Annotated in this window: 2 protein-coding genes; both read right to left on the bottom strand. The window is 62.3% G+C overall.

What is annotated here, in order from left to right; genetic code table 11:
- Positions 1-124: 124 nt before the first annotated feature.
- The gene (locus AC1DP3_RS18270; protein WP_477295785.1) at positions 125-658 is read right to left on the bottom strand and encodes a thiamine pyrophosphate-binding protein; all 534 of its coding nucleotides are present in this window, start codon (positions 656-658) and stop codon (positions 125-127) included.
- 86 nt (positions 659-744) lie between these two features.
- Positions 745-1,388: ABC transporter ATP-binding protein (locus AC1DP3_RS18265; protein WP_477295783.1), on the bottom strand; the 644-nt coding region annotated here is incomplete at its 5' end.

Here is a 1,388-nt window from a genome sequence, read left to right as displayed (position 1 = left end):
AGGTAGAGGTGGCTGTCAACGTCTTTCACGGAAGCGAATTCACGGCTCGTCGCAGCGCATGTCACCACCACAGGGTGGCCTTCGGTGAGCTCGCCAAGAATCTCGAGTGCTTCGATGCGCTTCATCACKCGACCTTCCCGTCAGTGTTCCAGAACGATCCAAGGACGACGACGGGCCGGTAGGTCATGGAGGCGTGAACGCCCGCTTCCGCGACCGCATCCCGCCAGTCAGCCTCGCTGCTTCGGCGATCAAGCTCAACAACGGGCAACCCGACCGCTTCGAGCAGCCTGGGTACGGGTTGGCTGATCGAGTGGATCATTGAGTTGTACTCGCCGAGGCTCCCGCGAGTGTTCGCGAAGATGAGCAGCGGCAGGTGGTACGAGAGGGAGAACGTCGTCAGCGCCGTGAGGGCGTTGCCGAATCCGTTGTCCTGCATGACAACGGCACCCAGGCCACCAGTGAGCGACACGGCCCCCATGATGCCGATCGCCTCCTCCTCACGGGATAGCGGTGTCACCCGGACGGACTCTCCATGCAAACCRTTGTCCGCAGCCACGAGGGCCTCGATGACCGGGGCCACCGTCACTGAGGGGATGTACCCKACCAGTGAAGCACCCGAGGCCCAGATGCCATCGGCGACGGCTTGTGCGTAGGTCATTATTTGTTCCCAACTTGTCGACATTTGGTATGCGTAATGTATACATAGAGATGCATGGTCGACCGATCGTCGCGGTCGACCAAGTGTCAGGCGGCAGATCGCGCCCGCTGCTCGGCCTTGGCTACTTCCTGCGAGTGCCGGATGAGTCCCAGGACGTGGGACCGGAGCTCGCCGAAGCGGTGCGATTCGCGAGTGGTGAACTGGTCGCGTTCCGCTCCGAGGTCGACGGGCACGATCTCCTGGACCGAGGCAGGGTTCTTGGACAGCACGACGATTCGATCCGATAGGTAGACCGCTTCGTCGATGTCGTGGGTGACGAGCATGACACTCATGTGCCGCTCCCGCTGCAGCGCGAGCGTCAAGTCCTCGAGTTCCAACCGTGTCTGTGCGTCGATCGACGCGAACGGCTCGTCCATGACAAGCACCTCGGGCTCGGTGACGAGTGCGCGGGCGATCGCGACGCGCTGCTGCATTCCACCTGAGAGCTGCCACGGATACTTCGACTCGTTGTCCGCGAGCCCGACGCTGGCAAGCGCGTCACGGCTGAGTTCGCGTACCTTCGCGCGCGAGAGCTTTCGGTTGAACAGGGCGAGGGCGACATTCTTCTCAGCCGTCATCCACGGCATGAGGGATCGGGTGTACTCCTGGAAGACGATTGAGATCTTCGAGCTGGGGCCGGTGAGCTTCCGGCCATCCAGGAGTACCTCTCCTGACGTCGATGGCATGAGGC

Source organism: Microbacterium sp. P5_B6 (assembly GCF_056400345.1).
Note: the sequence above shows the minus strand (reverse complement) of the source record. Positions and strands in the feature narration are given on the sequence as shown.